Source organism: Sphaerisporangium rufum (assembly GCF_016863395.1).
Lineage (GTDB): Bacteria > Actinomycetota > Actinomycetes > Streptosporangiales > Streptosporangiaceae > Sphaerisporangium > Sphaerisporangium rufum.
The window spans coordinates 47,323-66,611 of record NZ_BOOU01000003.1 but is presented as its reverse complement, the minus strand read 5'-3'; the positions used below and the strand labels follow the sequence as shown (position 1 = coordinate 66,611).

General features: G+C 74.8%; 14 protein-coding genes. 11 read left to right on the top strand and 3 right to left on the bottom strand.

From position 1 onward, the window contains the following. Positions 1-15 precede the first annotated feature (15 nt). The 9 genes from Sru01_RS01195 to Sru01_RS01155 all read left to right on the top strand — a co-directional run bounded on the left by Sru01_RS01195 (position 16) and on the right by Sru01_RS01155 (position 12,324). On the top strand, positions 16-1,023 hold the full coding sequence (locus tag Sru01_RS01195) for an ABC transporter permease (RefSeq protein ID WP_203981920.1): 1,008 nt from the start codon (positions 16-18) through the stop codon (positions 1,021-1,023). Positions 1,024-1,026: 3 nt separating this feature from the next. Beyond that, positions 1,027-2,970 (top strand): dipeptide/oligopeptide/nickel ABC transporter permease/ATP-binding protein, encoded by a 1,944-nt coding sequence (locus Sru01_RS01190; protein WP_203981919.1) that lies wholly within the window; start codon positions 1,027-1,029, stop codon positions 2,968-2,970. Continuing rightward, positions 2,967-3,713, top strand: a complete 747-nt coding sequence (locus tag Sru01_RS01185; protein ID WP_203981918.1) for an ABC transporter ATP-binding protein — start codon at positions 2,967-2,969, stop codon at positions 3,711-3,713. The genes Sru01_RS01190 and Sru01_RS01185 overlap by 4 nt, the downstream gene beginning before the upstream one ends. After that, positions 3,710-7,015: a serine hydrolase gene (locus Sru01_RS01180; protein ID WP_203981917.1), complete on the top strand. Its 3,306-nt coding sequence runs from the start codon at positions 3,710-3,712 to the stop codon at positions 7,013-7,015. The genes Sru01_RS01185 and Sru01_RS01180 overlap by 4 nt, the downstream gene beginning before the upstream one ends. Continuing rightward, positions 7,012-8,142: a M20/M25/M40 family metallo-hydrolase gene (locus Sru01_RS01175; RefSeq protein WP_203981916.1), complete on the top strand. Its 1,131-nt coding sequence runs from the start codon at positions 7,012-7,014 to the stop codon at positions 8,140-8,142. The genes Sru01_RS01180 and Sru01_RS01175 overlap by 4 nt, the downstream gene beginning before the upstream one ends. Before the next feature lie 32 nt (positions 8,143-8,174). Continuing rightward, positions 8,175-9,047 (top strand): GNAT family N-acetyltransferase, encoded by an 873-nt coding sequence (locus Sru01_RS01170; protein WP_239136699.1) that lies wholly within the window; start codon positions 8,175-8,177, stop codon positions 9,045-9,047. Beyond that, positions 9,044-10,150, top strand: a complete 1,107-nt coding sequence (gene menC / locus Sru01_RS01165; protein WP_203981915.1) for an o-succinylbenzoate synthase — start codon at positions 9,044-9,046, stop codon at positions 10,148-10,150. Before Sru01_RS01170 ends, menC begins: the two co-directional genes overlap by 4 nt. 97 nt (positions 10,151-10,247) lie before the next feature. Then, on the top strand, positions 10,248-11,918 hold the full coding sequence (locus Sru01_RS01160) for a PucR family transcriptional regulator (protein ID WP_239136697.1): 1,671 nt from the start codon (positions 10,248-10,250) through the stop codon (positions 11,916-11,918). 103 nt (positions 11,919-12,021) lie between these two features. Continuing rightward, positions 12,022-12,324 (top strand): DUF1905 domain-containing protein, encoded by a 303-nt coding sequence (locus tag Sru01_RS01155; protein ID WP_203981913.1) that lies wholly within the window; start codon positions 12,022-12,024, stop codon positions 12,322-12,324. Between the two features lie 16 nt (positions 12,325-12,340). Here the strand turns inward: Sru01_RS01155 and Sru01_RS01150 are convergent, their stop codons facing one another. Together Sru01_RS01150 and Sru01_RS01145 are read right to left on the bottom strand one after the other, a co-directional pair. Continuing rightward, positions 12,341-12,709 (bottom strand): DUF427 domain-containing protein, encoded by a 369-nt coding sequence (locus Sru01_RS01150; protein WP_203981912.1) that lies wholly within the window; start codon positions 12,707-12,709, stop codon positions 12,341-12,343. Between the two features lie 221 nt (positions 12,710-12,930). Continuing rightward, on the bottom strand, positions 12,931-14,277 hold the full coding sequence (locus Sru01_RS01145; RefSeq protein ID WP_239136695.1) for a lectin: 1,347 nt from the start codon (positions 14,275-14,277) through the stop codon (positions 12,931-12,933). Positions 14,278-14,786: 509 nt separating this feature from the next. On the opposite strand from Sru01_RS01145, the gene Sru01_RS01140 reads away from it, so the two are divergent. Both Sru01_RS01140 and Sru01_RS01135 read left to right on the top strand, forming a co-directional pair. Next, complete coding sequence (locus tag Sru01_RS01140) at positions 14,787-15,731, top strand: RNA polymerase sigma-70 factor (protein ID WP_203981911.1); 945 nt, start codon at positions 14,787-14,789, stop codon at positions 15,729-15,731. Between the two features lie 103 nt (positions 15,732-15,834). After that, positions 15,835-17,031 carry an NAD(P)/FAD-dependent oxidoreductase gene (locus Sru01_RS01135; protein ID WP_203981910.1) on the top strand — a complete coding sequence of 399 codons (1,197 nt, stop codon included), beginning with the start codon at positions 15,835-15,837 and terminating at the stop codon, positions 17,029-17,031. A 163-nt stretch (positions 17,032-17,194) separates the two neighbouring features. Here Sru01_RS01135 and Sru01_RS01130 read toward each other — a convergent pair whose 3' ends face one another. Next, complete coding sequence (locus Sru01_RS01130) at positions 17,195-18,865, bottom strand: S8 family serine peptidase (RefSeq protein ID WP_239136693.1); 1,671 nt, start codon at positions 18,863-18,865, stop codon at positions 17,195-17,197. Positions 18,866-19,289: the final 424 nt, after the last annotated feature.

Genomic DNA, 19,289 nt, shown 5'->3' with positions numbered 1-19,289 from the left:
AAGGGCGGCGGTGACATGTCGGCGACCTTCATCGCGCCGAACCCGCCCGCCGGCCCGGCGGGTACGCGGTTGCGCTCCCGTCCCTGGGCGCGGTTCGCCGTCCGGCGGCTGAGACGGCTGCTGATCTCGCTGTGGGTGCTGGTGACGGTGTCCTTCGCGATGATCCACCTCATCCCGGGGGATCCGGTCCGGGGCGCGCTCGGCCCGACCGCGCCGGCCGAACTGGTCGAGGCGCAGCGGCACGCCCTGGGCCTGGACGACCCGATCGTCGTCCAGTACCTCCACTACCTGAAGGGCCTGGCCACCGGAGACCTCGGCACGTCCCTGGTCTCGCGGCTGCCGGTCGCCGACGTGGTCGCCCAGCGGCTCCCGGCCACCCTGGTGCTGGCGGTGCTCGCCTTCCTGGTCGCCGTGGCCGTGGCCGTCCCGCTGGGCGTCGTCACCGGCGTGCTGACCCGGCGGGGTCACGGGCGGCGGACCGAACTCGCCTTCACCACGACCAGCATCATCGTGGCCACCATTCCGGACTTCCTGCTCGGTGTCGCGCTGGTCTACGTCTTCGGGATCGAACTCGGATGGCTGCCCGTCGCCGGGAACGACACCGCGCCGGCGTACGTGCTGCCGGTCTTCTCGCTGGCGATCGGCCCGGCGGTGATCCTGGCCCGCATCATCCGGGTCGAGATGGTCGGCGTGCTGGAGGCGGACTTCGTGCGCACCGCGCGGGCCAAGCGGCTGCCCGCCCGCACGATCTACGCGGGTCACGCGCTGCCGAACGCCGTCACCGCCGCGCTGACGGTCGGCGGGTTGCTGCTGAGCGCGCTGGTCGCCGGCACCGTGCTGGTCGAGAACGTCTTCGCCTGGCCCGGCCTCGGCAGCACGATCGTGCGGTCCATCCTCACCAAGGACTACCCGGTGGTGCAGGCGATCGTGCTGGTGTACGGCGTCGGCGTGCTGATCACCAACCTGGCCGTCGACGTCGCCCTCGCCCTGCTCGATCCGCGCTCGAAGATCCGGGAGGACTGACGGATGCAAGGACGCTGGACGCGGGTCGTCCGCACGCCACTGGGCCTCACCGCGACGGTGCTCGTGGTGGCGGTGGTCGCGCTGGCCGTCCTCGGCCCGGTGCTCTGGGGATCGGGCGCCGGCGCCGTCGACACCGACGCCATCCTGGCCCCGCCGTCGGCCGAGCACCTGGCCGGAACCGACAACCTCGGCCGGGACATCCTGCTGCGGGTGCTGGTGGCGACCCGGCTGTCGATCGTGCTCGCCCTGCTCGCCATCACGATCGCGGTGGTCTGCGGGCTGGTGCTCGGCTCGGCGCCGTTCGTGCTCGGCCGCCGGTCCGGCCGGCTGCTGGCGGCGGGGGTGAACATCGCGGTGGCGTTCCCCGGGCTGCTGCTGGCGCTGTTCTTCGCGGTCGTGTTCGGCGTCGGCGCCACCGGCGCGGTCCTGGCCATCGGGCTGGCGGGCGCGCCGGCGTTCGCCCGCCTCACCCAGACGCTCGTCGCCGGGGTGGTGGCCCGGGACTACGTGGCGGCCGCGCAGGCGATGGGGATCGGCCGGCTGCGGATTTTGGTCCGCCACGTGCTGCCCAACATCGCCGAGCCGCTGGTCGTCAACGCCACCATCGGCGCCGGCAGCGCGCTGCTGTCCTTCACCGGGCTGTCGTTCCTCGGGCTCGGCGTCCAGTCGCCCTCCTACGACTGGGGCCGGCTGCTCTACGACGGCATCGCCACGATCTACGTGAACGCCGCCGCGGCGCTGGTCCCCGGCGCGGCGGTGCTGCTGGCCGGGCTGGCGTTCAACCTGTTCGGCGAGTCCGTCGCCAAGGGGCTCGGCGTCCCGGCCGGCATCGGCCTGGGCGCGGTGGTGCCCGGACGCCGGGCGGTGCCGGTGGACGCGCCGGCGCCGGCCGGGCGTACGGCGGCCGCGGACCGGCCGTCCGACGTGGTGCTGGACGTCCGCGACCTGGAGGTCACCGTTCCCGGGCCGGCGGGGCCGGTGCGGCCGGTGCGCGGGGTGTCCTTCGACGTGCGCCGGGGCGAGGCGATCGGCATCGTCGGCGAGTCGGGCTCCGGCAAGTCCATGACCGCCCTGGCCATCACCCGGCTGCTCGCCGGCCGCGGCCGCGTCGACGCCGCCCGCCTGGAGTTCCTCGGGCAGGACCTGCTCGCGCCGGACACCGCGGTCCGGCGCCGGACGCTGGGCACCACGCTGGCCATGGTCTTCCAGGACCCGATGACCGCCTTCAACCCGACCCGCCGGATCGGTGCGCAGCTCGCGGAGGTCGCCACCCATCACCAGGGCATGACCCGGCGGGCGGCGGCGGCCCGCGCGGTCGACCGGCTGGCCGCGGTCCGGATCCCGGACGCGCCCGCCCGGGTACGCCAGTACCCGCACGAGTTCTCCGGCGGGATGCGCCAGCGGGCGATGATCGGCATGGGCCTGATGGGCTCCCCGGCGCTGATCGTCGCGGACGAGCCGACCACCGCCCTGGACGTCACCGTGCAGCAGCAGGTGCTGGACCTGCTGACCGCGATCCGCCGGGCCGACGACGTCGCGCTCGTCCTGATCAGCCACGATGTCACGGTGGTCGGCGAGGTCTGCGACCGGATCCTGGTGATGTACGCCGGCCGGATCGTCGAGGACCTGCCGGCCGCCGACCTGGTCACCGCGGCCCGGCACCCCTACACCCGGGCGCTGGTCGACGCGGTGCCCGACATGACGACCGACCTGGCCGAGCCGCTCGCGACGATCCCGGGGCGCCCGGTCGACCCGGCCGACGTGCCCCGCGGCTGCGCGTACGCCGATCGGTGCCCGCTGGCCGGCGCCCGCTGCCGGGCCGAGGATCCGCCGCTGGTGGCCGGGCCGGACGGTCCGCCAGGCCACCGGGTGGCGTGCTGGCACGCGGGCGAGCCGCTGCCGGCACCGGCCGGCCGGGACTACGACGAGCTGGTGGAGTCGCCATGAGCGAGCTGCGATTCGACGACGTCACGGTCCGCTACGGACGGACGGCCGCCGTCGACGGGGTCAGCCTCGCGGTGCCGCCGGGCGCGGTGGTCGGGCTGGTCGGCGAGTCCGGCTCGGGCAAGTCCACGCTGGCCCGGGCGGCCGTCGGCCTGGCCCCGATCGCCGGCGGCCGGATCACCCTCGGCGGCGTGCCGGTCCCGGCCCGGGGCCGCTCGCGCCCGCTGCAGATGGTCTTCCAGGACCCGTATTCGTCGCTGGACCCGCGGATGACGGTCGGGGCGAGCGTGGCCGAGGCGATGCCGCCGGGCGGGTCCCGCGCCGACCGGCGGGCCGAGGTCGAGCGGCTGCTGGAGCTGGTGCACCTGAACCCGGCCTGTGCCGGCGCCGTGCCGGCCCGGCTGTCGGGCGGCCAGCGGCAGCGGGTCGCGCTGGCGCGGGCGCTCGCGGCGCGCCCCCGGGTGATCGTCGCAGACGAGATCACCTCCGCGCTGGACGTCTCGGTCCAGGGCGCGGTGCTCAACCTGGTCCGCGAGCTCCAGCGCGAGCTGGGCCTGTCGATGCTGTTCATCTCGCACAACCTCGCGGTCGTCCGCTACGTCGCCTCGCACGTCGCGGTCATGCGGCGCGGCCGGCTCGTCGAGCAGGGACCCGCCGCACGTGTGCTCACCGAACCCGGTCACGAATACACCCGCGAACTGCTCGCCGCCGTACCCGGGCGAACGACACGAAGGAGCAGGCCATGAGCCGACGACCGCGCATCGACGATCTGACCGCCCTGGCGGTGCCGTCGCAACCGGCGCTGTCGCCGGACGGGAGCCGGGTCGCCTACGTGCTGCGGACCATGGACGCCGGCCGGGACCGGGCCGTCGAGGAGCTGTGGCTGGCCGGCACCGGCGGCGACGCCCCCCGCCGCCTCACCCCCGGCCCGGCCGACACCGCGCCCGCCTGGTCGCCGGACGGCCGCCGTCTCGCCTTCCTGCGCGACGGGCAGGTCGCCGTGCTCGACGCCGGCGGCGGGGAGCCGGAGCGGGTCACCGATCTGCCGCTCGGCGCCGGGGCACCGCGCTGGAGCCCGGACGGCCGCCGGCTCGCCTTCACCGCGCCGGTCGATCCGGCGGGCGGCGCGCCGGGGCCGATGGTCTCCGACGGCCTCGACTACCAGGCCGACGGGGTGGGGATGCACGGCTCGGTGCGTCCGCAACTGCACGTCCTCGACCTGGACGGCCGCGGGCTGCGGCGGCTGACCGACGGGCCGCACGGCGCCGGTGTTCCCGCCTGGTCCCCGGACGGCACCGTCCTCGCCTTCACCCGCGGCGCCGGCCCGGACGGCGACCTGCGCCACCGCACTCCGGTGCACCTGCTGGAGGTGGACGCGCCGCACGCCAGGCCGCGGGTGCTCGCCTTCGCCGGCGGGGTGGCCGCCACCGTGGACTGGGCCGCCGGCGGATCGGCGCTGCTGGTGACCGGCTGGTCCGGCGACCCGGTCGGGCACACCCGCCTGTACCGCGTCGGCGCCGGCGACGGCGAGGTCACCGAGCTCACCGGCGCCCTCGACCGCAACGTGATGCCCGGCGCGCCGGCCTATCCCGGCGGCCCGCCGCACGAGCACGCCGGCCGGGTGCTGTTCTGCCTGCGTGACCACGGCTGCACCCACCTGTGGTCGGTGGGCCCGGACGGCGACGACCCGCGCCCGGTGGTGGCCGGGGCCGGCCGGGTCGTCTCCGGGCTGTCGGTCGGTGCCGGCCGTGCCGCGGTCGCGCTGGCCACCCCGACGTCGTTCGGCGAGATCGCGCTGGTGGACCTGGCGACCGGGGCCGAGACGGTGCTGACCGATCATGGCGCTGCGCTCGCCGAGGTGGAGCCGTACCCCCGCGAGGAGCGCTGGTTCACCATCTCCGACGGTACGAAGGTGCAGGCCTGGCTCATGCACGATCCCGCGCGCGGCGGCGGGCCGCGGCCGGTGCTGCTCGACGTGCACGGCGGCCCGCACAACGCGTGGAACGCGGCCGCCGACGAGATCCATCTCTACCACCAGGAACTGGTCGAGCGCGGCTGGGCGGTGCTGACGGTGAATCCGCGCGGCAGCGACGGGTACGGCGAGGCGTTCTACGACGGCGTACGCGGCGCCTGGGGCGTGGCGGACACCGCCGACCTCCTCGAACCGCTCGACCGGCTGGTAGCCGAGGGGTTCGCCGACCCCGGCCGGCTGGCGGTGGCCGGCTACAGCTACGGCGGCTTCATGACCTGCCGGCTGACCGCGCACGACGACCGGTTCGCCGCGGCCGTCGCGGGCGGCACGGTCAGCGACCTGGTCAGCATGGGCGGCTCCAGCGACGACTGCCACTTCCTCAGCCGCTACGAGCTCGGCGGCACCCCGTGGGAGCGGCCGGAGCGGTACGCCGCCATGTCGCCGCTCACCCGGGTGGCCGGCGTCCGGACGCCGACGTTGCTGCTGCACGGCGCCGCCGACCTGCGCTGCCCGCTCGGGCAGGCCCAGCAGTGGCACACCGCGCTGCGCGAGCGGGGCGTGCCGGCCCGGCTGGTGGTCTACCCCGGCGCCTCGCACGTCTTCATCCTGCTCGGCCGGCCCTCCGAGCGCCTCGACTTCAACCGCCGGGTGCTGGACTGGCTCGAACAGCACACCCGCCGGGCCGGCCGGCCGCGCGTCGACGGCGCGCACTGGCAGCGGCGGCTGGCCCGGCTCGCCGAGCGGCACCAGGTGCCCGGCGCGCAGCTCGGCATCCTGCGTGTCGGGGCCGGCGGCCTGGACGACGAGCTGGTCGAGACCGCGCACGGCGTCCTGAACGTGCGCACCGGCGCGCCCGCCGGCACCCGGTCGCTGTTCCAGATCGGCTCGATCACCAAGGTCTGGACCGCGACCCTGGCCATGGCCCTGGTCGACGAGGGACTGCTCGCGCTGGACGCCCCGGTCGCGGACGTGCTGCCCGAGCTGCGGCTCGCCGGTCCGGAGGTCACCAAGTCGGTCACGCTCCGGCACCTGCTCGACCACACCAGCGGCATCGACGGCGACGTCTTCACCGACACCGGCCGCGGCGACGACTGCCTGGAGAAGTACGTCGAGCTGCTGGGGGAGGCCGGCCAGAACCACCCGGTGGGCGCCACCTTCTCCTACTGCAACTCGGGGTACTCGCTGATCGGCCGCATGATCGAGAAGGTCACCGGGCAGACCTGGGACCAGGCGCTGCGCGACCGGCTGTGCGTCCCGCTGGGGCTGACGCACACGGTGACCCTGCCCGAGGAGGCCCTGCTGTTCGCCGCCGCGGTCGGCCACGACCTGCGCGACGGCGAGCCGGTGCCGGCGTCCGCCTGGACGCTGCCCCGCTCGATCGGCCCGGCCGGCCTGATCACCTCGACCGCCGCCGATGTGCTGGCGTTCGCGCGCCTGCACCTGACCGGCGGGCTCACCGCCGGCGGCACCCGGGTTCTCGGCGAGGAGAGCGCCGCCGCCATGGCCGCCCACCAGGCGGACCTGCCCGACGACAAGGTCCTCGGCGACTCGTGGGGGCTCGGCTGGATCCGGTTCGGCTGGGACGGGCACCGCCTGATCGGCCACGACGGCAACACGCTCGGCCAGTCGGCGTTCCTGCGCGTGCTCCCCGAGCAGGGCCTGGCCGTCGCCCTGCTCACCAACGGCGGCCACGCCCGCGACCTCTACCAGGACCTGTACCGGGAGATCTTCGCCGAGGTCGCCGGCGTCACGATGCCCCCGCCCTTCGCGCCGCCGGCCGAGCCGGTGCCGGCCGACGTGACGCCCTACACCGGCGGCTACGAGCGGGCCGGGGTGCGGATGGAGGTCGAGGACGGCCCGGCCGGACCGCTGCTCCGCACCACCGTGACCGGCCCGATCGCCGCGGCGATCCCGGACCCGGTGGACGAGTACCCGCTGGTCGCGGCCGGTCCGGGCGTGTTCGCCGTCCGGCCGCCCGGGACGGAGACCTGGATGCCGGTCACCTTCTACGAGCTGCCGGCCGGCGAGCGGTACCTGCACTTCGGTGTGCGGGCCACCCCGAAGGTGGACCGATGACGCCGGCCCTCGGCGACCTGCTCGCCGACGCGCGGATCCTGATCGAGTGCGAGTCGCCGTCCACCGACCTGGCCGCGGTCGCCCGCTCGGCCAAGGTCGTGGCCCGGGTCGGCGCCGCCCGGCTCGGCGCCGCACCCGAGAAGATCGTGCTGGACGGCCGGACCCACCTGCGCTGGCGGCTCGGCACCGCGCCGTCCCGGGTGCTGCTGGTCGGCCACCACGACACCGTCTGGCCGCTCGGCACCCTGGCGAGCCACCCGTGCACCGTCGAGGACGGGGTGCTGCGCGGGCCCGGGTGCTTCGACATGAAGGCCGGCCTGGTCATGGCCTTCCACGCCGCCGCCGGCCTGGACGGCGTCACCCTGCTGGTGACCGGGGACGAGGAGATCGGCTCGCCCAGCTCCGCCGGACTGATCGAGCGGGAGGCCCGGGCCGCGGCGGCCGCCCTGGTGTTCGAGGCGTCGGCACCCGGCGGCGCCCTGAAGACCGAGCGCAAGGGCGCCGCGCGGTACGAGGTCCGGGTGACCGGGCGGGCCGCGCACGCCGGACTGGAGCCCGACCGCGGGGTCAACGCCACCACCGAGCTCGCCCACCAGGTGCTCGCCGTCGCCGCGCTGGCCGACCGGCGGGCCGGGACCACGGTCACCCCGACCACCGCCGGCGCCGGCACCACCGCCAACACCGTGCCGGCCGCGGGGGCGTTCGACGTCGACGTGCGGGCCTGGACCGTGGCGGAACAGCACCGGGTCGACCGGGCGATCCGCGCGCTGCGGCCCGTGCTGCCCGGCGCGCGCGTCGAGACGATCGGCGGGCCGAGCCGGCCGCCGCTGGAGGCGGCCGCCTCGGCGTCCCTCTACGCGGCGCTGTGCCGGATCGCCGCGGACCGCGGCCTGGCCGGACCGGCCCGGGCGGCGGTCGGCGGCGCCTCCGACGGCAACCTCACCGCCGGCGCCGGCACCCCGACCCTGGACGGACTCGGCGCGGTCGGCGGCGGCGCGCACGCCGCCGACGAGCACGTGCTCGCCGAGGAGATGCCCGCGCGGACCGCGCTGGCCCGCGCCCTGATCGAAGAACTGCTCGCGGCCGCGCCGATCCCGCCCGCCACACCGGCCGGGACCCGGCCGTGACCACCCCGGACGAGGCAAGGAGCAGGAACGCCGTGACCGATATCAGCGTGGCGCCCGCGGAACCGGTGCTGGAACACGCGGCGCGGGCCGCGGCGGCCGCCGCCCGGGCGTCCGGCGTCTCGGTCCGCGACCTCACCGGCATTCCCGAGCTCACCGGTGTGGTCGGCCTGTTCGCCGGCATCTGGGGCCGCGCGGCGAACCCGCCGGTGACCGTCGAGCTGCTGCGTGCCTTCACCAAGGCGGGCAACTACGTGGCCGGCGCGTTCGACGGCGGCCGCCTGGTCGGCGCGTGCGTGGGCTTCTTCGCCCCGGCGGGCGGCGCCCTGCACAGCCACATCGCCGGCGTCGCCCCGGCCGCGGCCGGGCGCAGCGTCGGGTTCGCGCTCAAGCTGCACCAGCGGGCGTGGGCGTTGCAGCGGGACGTCGGCGAGATCGACTGGACGTTCGACCCGCTGGTGGCCCGGAACGCCTACTTCAACCTGGTGAAACTCGCCGCCCGGCCGGTCGAGTACCTGCCCGACTTCTACGGGCCGATGGCCGACGCCATCAACGGCGACGCCGAGTCCGACCGGCTGCTGGTGCGCTGGCGGCTGCGGGACGAGGCGGTGGGCCGCGCCGCCCTCGGCGGCGGCGCCGGCGGGCTCACCGCAGACGAGCGGCGGGCCGGCGCGGTGCTCGCGCTGGGCATCGCCGAGGACGGCGGCCCGCTCCCCGGCAGGCTGGACGGCGTCACCTCGCTGGTCGCGGTGCCCCGGGACATCGCGGCGCTGCGCACCGCCGACCCGGGGCTGGCCCGGCGCTGGCGGCTCGCGCTGCGCGAGACGCTCACCGGCCTGACCGCCGCCGGCGGCCGGATCGACGGCTTCGACCGGGCCGGCCGGTACATCGTACGGAGGGAATCATGAAGCTCACCGGCATCGAGCTGCGACGGATCTCCATGCCACTGGTCGCGCCGTTCCGCACCTCGTTCGGCACCCAGACCGCCCGCGACGTCCTGCTGGTGCGCGCGGTGGCCGGCGACACCGAAGGCTGGGGGGAGTGCGTGGCGATGACCGGCCCCTACTACTCCGCCGAATACGTGGACGCGGCCGCGGACGTGCTGCGCCGGTTCCTGGTACCGGCGGTGCTGGCGGCCGCACCGCCCGGGGCGCACGCGGTCGCCGGCGTTCTGGCGCCGGTCAAGGGGCACCGGATGGCCAAGGCGGCGCTGGAGATGGCGATCCTGGACGCCGAGCTGCGCGCCGAGGGCCGCTCGTTCGGCCGCGAGCTCGGCGCGGTACGCGACCGGGTGCCCTGCGGCGTCTCGGTCGGGATCATGGACGGCGTTCCCGAGCTCCTGGACGCCGTCGAGGGCTACCTGGCCGAAGGCTACCTCCGGATCAAGCTCAAGATCGAGCCCGGCTGGGACGTGGAGCCGGTCCGCGCGGTCCGCGAGCGGTTCGGCGCCGGCCTGCTGCTCCAGGTGGACGCCAACACCGCCTACACCCGGGCCGACGCCCGGCACCTGGCCCGGCTGGACGACTTCGACCTGCTGCTGATCGAGCAGCCCTTGGACGAGGAGGACCTGCTCGGCCACGTGGAGCTGGCCCGGCTGGTCCGGACGCCGATCTGCCTGGACGAGTCCATCGCCTCGGCCCGGGACGCCGCGGCGGCGATCCGGCTCGGCGCCTGCGAGGTGGTCAACATCAAACCCGGCCGGGTGGGCGGCTACCTGGAAGCGCGCCGGATCCACGACGTGTGCGTGGCCGCCGGCGTGCCGGCGTGGTGCGGCGGCATGCTGGAGACCGGCCTCGGCCGGGCCGCCAACCTCGCGCTCGCCGCGTTGCCCGGCTGCACGCTGCCCGGCGACACCTCGGCCTCCGGGCGGTACTACGCCTCGGACATCACCGAACCGTTCGTGCTGGACGGCGGCCACCTCCAGGTGCCCGCCGGCCCCGGGCTGGGGGTGGTGCCGGTCCCGGACCGGCTGGCCGAGGTGACCACCTCGACCGAGTGGCTCACTGCCTGACCGGCCGGCGGGAATCCGTCGGATTCGACGAATCCGAACCGGCGGATCCGTCGGACCCGACTGGTCGGCGGCGCGGGAGCACGTTTACGGTGTGAGCGTGAAGCACGCCGGCGCCGCGCGTCCCCGCGCGAACCTCGGGCGGGTCGTGGCCGACCTCGGCGCGACCCTGCTCGAGCTGGCGCACGGCGATCCGGACCGGCCCGGCGAGATCAGCGCCGTCGTCTTCCACGACCCGCTGGACCGGCCGATGCCGCCGCCCGGCGCCCTGGTGCTCGGGGTCGGGTTGCACGCTCCGGGGGACATCGCCGCGCTGCTGCGCACGCTGGGCGACCAGCAGGCGGCCGCGCTGGTGCTGCGCGCGCCGGTCCCGCTGACCGAGGAGGTGCGGGCCGCCGCCGACCAGGCGGCGGTCGCCGTGCTCGGCCTGCGCCGCGGCGCCCCGTGGGGACACCTCGGCGAGATGCTCCGCTCCCTGCTGGCCCAGGGCACCGGGGCCGGGGCGGCCGAGGAGGAGTCGCTCGGCGGGCTGCCCGCCGGTGACCTGTTCGCCGTCGCCAACGCGATCGCGGCGCTGCTGGACGCGCCGATCACCATCGAGGACCGCAACTCCCGGGTCCTGGCCTTCTCCGGCCGCCAGGACGAGGCCGACCCCTCCCGGGTGGAGACCATCCTTGGCCGGCAGGTTCCGGAACGCTACGCCCGCGTCCTGCACGAGCGCGGGGTGTTCCGGGATCTGCTCCGCAGCGACCATCCGGTCTTCATCGAGCCGGTCTCCGACGGGATCGGCGGCTTCACGGTGCCCCGCGTCGCCATCTCGGTGCGCGCGGGCGACGAGGTGCTCGGCTCCATCTGGGCGGCGGTGCCGGGCGGTCTCAGCGAGGAGCGCGCGGCGGCGCTGCGCGAGTCGGCCAAGCTGGTCGCGCTGCACATGCTGCGGGTCCGGGCCGGCGCCGACGTGCAGCGGCGCGTGCGCGCCGACCTGCTCGGCGCCGCGCTGGAGGGGGGCGCCGGCGCCGGTGAGGCCCTGGACCGGCTCGGGCTGTCCGGACGGCCGCTGCTGGTGCTGGGGGTGGCCCTCGACGAGCGGGGCCCGCGGCACGACCTCTCCGACGGCGCGGCGGTGGTCCATGACCGGCAGTGGCTCGGCGACGCGTTCGCCCTGCACCTGTCCGCGGTCCACCCCCGGTCCGCGGCGGCGGCGATCGGCGCGGTCGCCTACGGGCTGGTGCCGATGACCGGCGGCGCGGCCGACCAGGGCGAGACTCGCGCCGTGCGGATCCTGCAGGGCTTCCTGGACCGGGTGGGCGACCGGTCGCCGCCGATCGCCGCCGCCGGTCCGGTGGCGCGCGACCTGCCCGGAGTGGCGCACAGCCGGTCCTGTGTGGACCGGGTGCTGCGGGTGCTCCGCGACGGACGCCTGCACCGGCGGATCGGCCGGTTCGACGAGCTGCAGGGCGAGACGCTGATCTCGGAACTGCGCGACCTCGCCATGGCGCGCGGCGACCGGCCGACCGGGGCGCTGGGCCGGCTGATCGACTACGACCGCCGGCACCGCGGCGACCTGGTCGAGACCCTCCGCGCCTGGCTGGACGCCTTCGGCGACGTCGCGGCGGCCGCCGGATCGGTCGGCGTCCACCAGAACACCTTCCGGTACCGGCTCCGGCGGGTCACCGAGGTCGGCGAGTGCGATCTCGCCGACCCCGACCAGCGCCTCGCCCTGATGGTGCAACTCCGGGTGCTCCGCGACGCCCCGCCGCCCGCGCCGTGAGATCCGCCGACCGCCGGGGCCGTCCGGCCGGTGCCGCCCCGGAGCGTCGTCCGGGCGCGGTACGGCTGCCGGAACCGTCGGACCGTGGTGCCATGATGGCCGCATGGTGATCGTGTTCGACGCGGAGCTGTGGCTGTGGGACGCCCGGCGGGCCGATACCTGGACCTTCGTCAGCCTGCCCGTCGACGCGGCCGAGGAGATCGGTGATCTGGCGGGCGGGCGGCGCCGCGGGTTCGGTTCGCTACGGGTCCGGGTCACCGTGGGCAGGACCACGTGGCGGACCTCGATCTTCCCGGACGGCGCGCGCGGGACCTATGCCCTGCCGATCAAGCGAGCCGTCCGTACCGCCGAGGGCCTCGACGTGGGTGACGTCGCGACCGTGACCGTCGAGCTCCTCGACCTGTGAGCGCGCGGGTGACGGGTCACCGGGTCCGGCCGTCGACCTCCAGGGTGACGCCCGGCTTCTCGGTCCAGAAGGCGACCAGCCCGGCGATCTCCTTCACCCGGGGGAACGGCTCCTCGTAAGACCACACCGCGTCCTCGGCCACCCTTCCACCGGTCTGGACCGACCAGTAGGTGGCGTCGCCCTTGAACGGGCAGTGCGACGTCGTCGGCGACGGGGTGAGCATCTCCATCTTCACGTCCGCCCGCGGCAGGTAGTAGCGCGGCGGCGCGCCCGTCTCGGTCAGCACGACCGGGTGGGAGGAGGTGGCGACGACCACGTCGTCGACCCGCACCACGACCCGCTCCGACTTCGGCGTGACCTCGATCTCGTGCCCTCGTGCGTTCATGACCCCGCTCCCCTCGGAAAATCTCTCCTTCTTCGCCAGCGTACGGGGCACGCCGGGCCCGCCGGCCGCCGGGACCGGTGCGGAGGCGGATCACCGGCGCGTCCGGCCGGCCGGGCCGCGATAGGAGCGCGGGAGCGGTGAAGGGCCGGATCGGCGGTCGGCCGATCCGGCCCTTCACTTGCTTTGCCGGTGGCGTGGTCCTAGCGGTCAGGGACGGACCGTCAGGTGCGGGTCCACTTCTGGTTGCTGCCGCCGTGGCAGGACCAGATGTGGATCCTGCTGCCGTTGGCGGTGCCGTTGTTGGACACGTCCAGGCACTTGTTCGCGCCGACCGCGGTGATGCTGCCGTCGGAGTTGAAGCGCCACTTCTGGTTGTTCTGCCCGTTGCAGTCCCACAGGATCACCGCGGCGCCGTCGGCGGTGCTGCCGCCGTTGACGTCCAGGCACTTGTTGCCGTACACCCGCAGCTCGCTCGCGCTGGTCGCGGTCCACTGCTGGCTCGGCTGCCCGTTGCAGTCCCAGATCTGCGCCTGCGACCCGTTGCTGTTGGCGATGTCCAGGCACCGGCCCGAGCCCACGCCCTTGATGGCGCCGGCCGGAGTCGGGGTGGGCGTCGTCGACGGCGAGGGGTCGGGGCCGGGGCCGCCGCCCTGGAACTGCGAGATGAACTTCCACGCCTCGGCCGACGTCCAGGTGCGGGCGCCGCTGTCCCCGCCGCCGTCCACCGGGGCCGGGCCGTGGCCGCCGTCGAACGCGGCCCACTGCACCGGGTAGCCGGCCCGGCAGCCGGAGTAGGCGGTGAGGATGTGGGTCCCGCTGCCCGCGCGCGGCTCCGGCGGGTTCTGCGCGGTGCACCCGTTGTTGCGGACGAACGTGTCGCGCAGGCCCCGGCCCTGGGAGATGTTGAGCACGTTGTCGCTGACGCCGTGGATCCCGAAGTAGGCGACCGGCTGGGTGCCGCCGCTGCAGCCGCTGAGCTGCGCGCCGGAGTAGACCACGACCGCGCGGAACACCGAGGCCCGGGAGCAGGCCAGCGAGTAGCTCATGCCGCCGCCGTAACTGAAGCCCATGGCGAAGCGCTGCGTGGTGTCGACGCAGAGGTCGTCCTCGATCTTCTTGATCATGTCGTCGGTGAAGACGACGTCCTCGCCGCCTGAGTTGGCCCAGCCGTTGCCGATGCCCTGCGGCGCGACGAAGATCGCGGTGTTGTTCGCCTGGCGCCACTGCCCGTAGTAGGCCCACGCGTCGCCGTCGGACCCGCCGGAGTTGACGTCGTTGGCGGTGCCGCCCCGCCAGTGATAGCCGAAGATCAGCCGGTAGGGGTTGGTGTTCTGGTAGTTGGTCGGCAACCTCAGCATGAAGGAGCGGCTCTTGCCGCCGCTCTGGATCGTGTACGACCCGGTCCGCAGCGTGGGTGTCTTACCGCATCCGGCGGTCGCCGCGAGCGCGCGGGCGCCGGTGGGTGCCGTGCTCGCGCCGAGGGTGTCGCTGAGCGCCATACGTCCCGTCGCCAGGACGAGAAGTCCCGCCGTCGCGACGGCGGCGAAGAAGGATCTGTTCCGCAACATTCAAGTGGCTCCCGCCGTGTTCGAAAACGCAGCATGGCTGGGCGGGGGACGATCCGTCGCCCCGAATTCGCTGATCTTCGTCCCGGCGGTGCCTGGCCGGTCTGGTAGGTCGCGGTGCGGCGGAACTCCGGCCGATCGGAGCTTCCACGGCACGCCGATAAGTGGTTCCCAACGTCAACGCATGAAGATGCCGGCGTCTCCTCTCGTCCCGGACGCGGTGGGTCGATCGTGCAGCGGGAGCAAACATGACCATGACGCGGCCTGTCAAGAGATCGCCACCCGCCTCGCCAGGTGCCGGCCCGGTCCGATCCGGTCCCGTGGCCGGTCGGCGCGGAGGTGGCGACCGCCGTCGCCCGCGCGGTCCGATGAAAGTTACCGTCGTTTCGACGGAAGTTACCGCCGCAGCGTCCAGCCGGGCCGGCCGGCGGGGACCGCCGCGCGGCCTGGCGGGCGGCCGGCGCGGGGGATCTCGGCGGGGCGGCCCGCGGCGCGCGGGCTAGGATCGCGGCATGCCCCTGACGGCGGACGATGTCGACCGGTTCGAGGCCGCCCGGCCGCGGCTCGCGGCCATCGCCTACCGCCTGCTCGGCTCGGCGGCCGAGGCCGAGGACGCCGTGCAGGAGACGTTCCTGCGCTGGCAGGCCGCCGAGGTCGCCCGGATCGAGACGCCCGAGGCCTGGCTGACCAGGGTCCTGACCAATCTGTGCCTCAACCAGCTCACCTCCGCGCGGGCGCGCCGGGAGACCTATGTGGGTGAGTGGCTGCCCGAACCGCTGCTGGCGGGCGATCCGATGCTCGGCCCGGCCGAGACCGCCGAGCAGCGCGAGTCGGTCTCGTACGCCGTCCTCACCCTGATGGAGCGCCTCTCGCCCGGCGAGCGGGCGGTCTACGTGCTGCGGGAGGCCTTCGACCACTCGCACCGGGAGATCGCCGCCGTCCTGGGCATCACCGAGGTCGCCAGCCAGCAGATCCTCCACCGCGCGAAGAAGCACCTGGCGGACGGCCGGGCCCGGACCGAGGTCGACCGGGCGGCGGCCCGGCGGATCGTCGAGGAGTTTCTGGCGGCCGCCGCCGACGGCCGGATCGAGACGCTGGTCCGCCTGCTCACCACGGACGCGGTCGCGATCGGCGACGGCGGCGGGAAGGTCCCGGCCCGCGCCAAGGCGTTCGAGGGTGCCACCGCGGTCGCGCGCTTCCTGTGGGGGCTGTTCCGGCCCGGCGCGGCCAAGCGCGCCCTGGTCGGTGGACGGCCCGCGCTCTACGCGGGCACCGCCAACGGCGACCCGGCCGTGGTGGCCGTGGTGGCCGGCCAGGTCGTCGGCGTCATGTGCCTGGAGGTCACCGCCGAGGGCATCGCCGCGTTCCGCCACCAGGTCAACCCGGACAAGCTTCGGCGGGCGACGGCACACTGGGCCGCCACCGACCACGGGGAACCGCTGGCCACCATCTTCTGAACCCGCCCGGCGGTGGTGTGAGGCGCTTCACACCGCGCTCCTGTCAGGAACCGGCGGCCCGCCCGGTTCAGGTGGTGAACCGCGACAGACAGGAGCCAAGGAAATGCCGCACCGCATCGTCGTGCTGGGCGCCGGATACGCCGGGGCCGTGGCCGCCGGCCGCCTCACCCGGCGGCTGCGCCGCCAGGACGTCGCCATCACCCTGGTCAACGCCGAACCCGACTTCGTGGAACGCGTCCGCATGCACCAGCTGGCGGCCGGCCAGGACCTCAGGCGCCGGCCGCTGGACGAGATGTTCGCGGGCACCGGCGTCGAAGCAAGGTACGCGACGGTCACCGGCATCGACGTGGACCGCCGGACCGTCACCGTCCAGGACGGGGGCGGCACCGAAGAGCTGGGCTACGACACCCTCGTCTACGCCCTCGGCAGCGCCGGGCACGACCAGGGCGTGCCGGGGGTCGCCGAGCACGCCTACGAGATCGCCGGCCGGCCGGGGGCGCTCCGGCTGCGCGAGCGCCTGAACCGCCTCGAGGCCGGGCGGACCGTCGTCGTGGTCGGCGGCGGCCTCACCGGCCTGGAGGCGGTGACCGAGATCGCCGAGGCCCGGCCGGACCTCGACATCGCCGTCGTCGCTCAGGGCACGCTCGGCGACGGGCTCGCGCCGAAGGGGCGCGAGCACCTGCGGAAGGTCGTCGGCGGGCTCGGGATCACCGTGCACGAGCAGGTGACCGTGACCGCCGTCGAGGCCGGCCGGGTGGTCACCGCCGGTGGCGCGGTCATCCCGGCCGAGGTCACCGTCTGGGCGACCGGCTTCGCGGTGCATCCGATCGCGGCGGCGACCACGCTGGAGGTCACCGACACCGGACGGATCGTGGTGGACGGGACGATGCGCTCGGTATCGCATCCGGACGTGTACGCCGCCGGTGACGCCGCCTGGGCGATGGGCGCCGGGGGCCGGCCGCTGCGGATGTCCTGCGCCTCGGGGATCCCGATCGCCTGGCAGGCCGCCGACGCGATCGCGGCCCGGCTGACCGGCGGGAAGCTCCCGAACGCGCCGCTGCGCTACTACATCCGGTGCATCTCGCTGGGGCGCAGGGCGGGCCTGATCCAGTCGGTCACCGCCGACGACCACGCCCGGCCGGCGGTGCTGACCGGCCGGCTCGCCGCGGTCGTCAAGGAGATGGTCTGCGCGGGCGCCGCCTGGAGCGTCGTCCACCCGATGCTCGGCATGCCGGTCCGGCGCCGCCGCGTCGTGCCCGGCCGGGCCGTGCCGGACCCGGCCGTCCAGACGCGGGCGTAGACCACCGCCGGCCCGCCTGCCCCCGGCGACCGTCCGGGGCGCGCCACGCTGGATCCGGGTCATGCGCGCCGCACCGCGCCAGCCTGGCGGGAGCGCGGCGGTGGTGCGGGCGCGATGGAACGGGGCCCGTCCCGGGTGGGACGGACCCCGTCGGGGTGCAGGATCAGCGGCGGGTGACGGCGCGCAGCGCGTCGACGATGCCCGCGCCGTAGAAGCCGTTGGCGGCGGTGGTGCCCTCGCACACGTGGGTGGCGGTGGCGGTCTGGCCGGTCGGCAACTGCCGGGTGTAGGTGTAGGCGGGCGGGTTGGGGCAGGCCGTCGGGGTGGCGGTGCTCTTCATGATCTGCTCGACCCGGTCCGGCGACATGGTCATGCCGCCACGCCGGTCACGCTGGCCGTACTTGCTGACGATCAGCGCGGCGACGCCCGCGGCCCGCGGCGAGGCCATCGAGGTGCCCTGCAGGTACTGGTAGTACGCGCAGGTGGCGCCCCGGCAGTCCTTCACCACGTAATCGACGGTGGGCTCGCCGTTCTCGTCGATCTCGCCGTTGGCCCTGGCCAGCGACTCGGGATAGGCCGACAGGGTCGTCTTGGTGATGTCGCGGGTGTTGTCGGGGGTGTCGTAGGCGTCGCCGCCGGGGGCGGCCACGTCGACGTAGCCGTTGCCGTAGGAGGAGTAGTACGCCTTGCGCTTGCTGATGCCCGTGGCGGACACCGAGATGACGTGCTCGCCCTCGCCCGGCAGCGACAGGCAGCTCGCCGGGATGGTGCGATCGCGCGGCACCTCGCCCGGCTCGCTCGCGAAGTCGGGGCTGGAGGCGTCGACGTTGGTCTTGGTGTAGTCGATGGCCTGGTTGCCGGCCGCGGCGACCATGGTCACGCCGCGGCGGTGCGCGTAGTTCAGCGCCCGCTGGGTGGCGGCGATGATGGTGGCCTGCTCCTGCCGGTCCTCGGCGGAGTCGGCGGGGTTGTCCACGCAGTTGAACAGCCACGGGTCGATGTAGTAGCTCATGTTGACCACGTCGATGCCGTGGTCGCCCGCGTAGGTGAGCGCGTCGACGGTCGCCGGGAGGAAGAAGTAGCCCGAGTCCTGGCCGGCGCGCAGGTTGACGATCGTCACCTTGGGCGCCACGCCCGCGATGCCGAGCTTGTTGATCGGGGAGGCGATCGAGGAGGCGACGTGCGTGCCGTGGCCGTCCTCGTCCACGTCGCTCGGGTCCTGGCAGGACCGGTCCGGCTCCTCTTCACACGGTCCGTCGATCGGGTCGCCGTTGGCGTCCGCGGGGATGTCCACGGTGAAGTTGCGGCTGAGCCTGCGGTCGAAGTTGGGCGCGATGTCGGGGTGGGAGCCGTCGACACCGGTGTCGATCACGCCGACCAGGACCTTGCGGTCGCCCTGCTCGTAGGCGTGGGCCTGCGGCGCGTGGATCTGCTTCATGTCCCACTGCAGGTCCGACAGCGGCTCGTCCTTCGTCGGGCGAGGACGCTCCGGCCGGCCCTTGCCGCCGCGGCCCTCCTTCTCGACGTCGGCGTCGCGCTTGGCGCCGCGCGCCTCACGCTTGCTCTTCACCAGGTCGGGCGCGGTGCCGATGACCCGGTCGCGGGCGACGCCCTGGACGGCCGCGCTCGCGCGCACCGCCTCGGCGAAGCCGGCGTCGGTGGCGGTGACCGTGGCGAGCCCCACGGCGGTGTTCACCTTGACGACGGTGCCGCCCGCCGACTCGATCGCCTTGCGGGCGTCCGCGGCCGCGGCACCCTCCTTGTAGAGGACCACGTACTGGGTCGTCGTCGCGGCTGCGGCCGTCGTTCGGACGGCCTGTGCGGGGAGCGCCATGGTTGTGGCGATCACGGCCGCCGCGGCGGTTACGACGAGGACGCGTTTCACACGCACCTCCGGTGAGTTGACGTCATGCCGGCTCATCGTTCGCGAAGATCCGGGCAATGCGCCACATCTGGCGCACTTCGCTATGAAGGTGTGACATTCGCAACAACCTCTGCCGGCCTCTCGATGGCTGCATAACGCCATTTACCGGCTACGGTTCGTGGTTTGCCGGATTTCGCCGACCTGGTGTACCAGGATTTCCCGCCAGAGGTGGCGATCCGGGACGGTGACCGCCACCCGGCGCCGGCCCACCGCCGCGCCACCAGGCTCCGCGTGGAGCCGCGCAGAGAAGGGCCACGGGTTGTCGGTCTTCACGCGATACCACCGGCACCGGCCGGCCGCCGCCGGGCGTACCGGACCGGAGGGCGCTCCTCCC